This window comes from Billgrantia aerodenitrificans (assembly GCF_021404405.1).
Classification (GTDB): Bacteria; Pseudomonadota; Gammaproteobacteria; order Pseudomonadales; family Halomonadaceae; genus Halomonas; species Halomonas aerodenitrificans.
The window spans coordinates 1-1,589 of record NZ_JABFTV010000030.1; the positions used below are offsets into that span (position 1 = coordinate 1).

At 65.2% G+C, this 1,589-nt stretch carries 2 protein-coding genes; both read right to left on the reverse strand.

The window, feature by feature from the left end:
* Positions 1–1,087: TRAP transporter large permease (locus tag HOP59_RS23405; RefSeq protein ID WP_234255744.1), on the reverse strand; the 1,087-nt coding region annotated here is incomplete at its 3' end.
* Positions 1,084–1,587, reverse strand: a complete 504-nt coding sequence (locus tag HOP59_RS23410) for a TRAP transporter small permease subunit (protein ID WP_234255745.1) — start codon at positions 1,585–1,587, stop codon at positions 1,084–1,086. The genes HOP59_RS23410 and HOP59_RS23405, both read right to left, overlap by 4 nt.
* Positions 1,588–1,589 lie beyond the last annotated feature (2 nt).

The following is a 1,589-nucleotide window of genomic DNA, read 5'->3' on the forward strand; positions in this document are numbered from 1 at the left end:
TGACGATCGGCAGCATGATCGGAAAGCTCAGCAGCACGATGCCGGTCCAGTCGAGGAACATCCCCAGCAGGAACACCAGGAACAGCATCAGGATCAGCGCCCCGGTGGTGCCGCCGGGCATCGCCAGCACCAGGTCGCTGATCACGGTCATGCCGCCGCCGCGGGAGAACACCCCGGTGAAGGCGGTGGCGCCGACCAGCACCAGCATCACCATGGTGGTGGTCTTGCTGGCATCGATCAGGGTGTGAAAGCAGGTCTTGAGCTTGCGGTCACCGAAGATCAGGAACAGCAGGAAGGCGATGGCCACGCCGATGGCCGAGGCCTCGGTGGCGGTGGCCACCCCGGTGAACAGCGCCCCCAGCACCCCCAGGATCAGCGCCATCGGCGGCAGCACGTACTTGGCCAGCATGATCAAAAGCTGCCCGGTCGAGGTCTCGGCGCGCTCCTCGGCGGGCACCGGCGGGCCGTAGGACGGCTTGAGGTAGCAGATCACCAGCACGTAGAGTGCGTACATCGCCCCCAGCATCAGCCCCGGCACCAGCGCGCCGGCGAACAGCGCCCCCACCGACACCGGCGAGTAGCTGGCCATCAGGATCAGCATGATGCTCGGCGGAATCAGGATGCCCAAACAGCCGCTGGCCATGATCACCCCGGTGCTGAGCTCCTTGTTGTAGCCGTGCTTGAGCATCGGCACCAGCGCGATCATGCCCATCACCGCGATGGAGGCGCCGACGATGCCGGTGGTGGCGGCCAGCATCACCGAGACGATGACCACGGTCAGCGCCAGGCCGCCGCGCAGGTTGGCCAGCAGCAGACGCATCACCGCGAACATCTTCTCGGTGACCCCGGAGTCGTTGAGAAAGCGCGCCATCAGCACGAACAGCGGAATGGCCACCAGGACGTAGTTGTCCATGGCGTTGCCGTAGATGTTGTTGATGATGGTGCCGAGCACGCGCTCGCCCGGGCCCAGGTAGGCGCCGATGACGGCCACGCCGCCCAGCACGAAGGCCAGCGGATGGCCCATGAACAGGCCGATCAGCAGCCCGCCGAACATCACCAGGGTGAGCAGTTCGGGACTCAGGTTCATGCGGCTCTCTCCTCGCGCAGCTGCTGGATGGCGCGGATGACGATGGCGATGGCCTGCAGCAGGATCAGCACGGCGGCCACCACGATCACGCCCTTGATCGGATAGACCGGGATCGAGACCATGCCGTAGGTGGTCTCGCCGCGGCTGTAGGAGCGCAGGAAGAAGCTCCAGCCCAGGGTGACCAGCATGTAGATGAACGGCACGAAGAAGATCAGGTAGCCGAGGATCTCGAGCAGCGCCTGCTTCTTGCGCGACAGCAGGCGCTTGAGCACGTCGACCTCGACGTGAGCGTGATGGCGCAGCGCGTAGGCCGCCATCAGCATGAAGTGGGCGCCGAACAGCATCTTGGTGATGTCGAAGGCCCAGTCGCTGGGGCGCCCGGTGAACAGGCGCAGGGCGATATCGTAGAGCACCACCAGGGTGATGACGGCGATCAGTGGCGCAATGACCCGCCCGAACAGCTCGTTGAGCGTGTCGATCGCCTTGGCAATCGCATTCATGG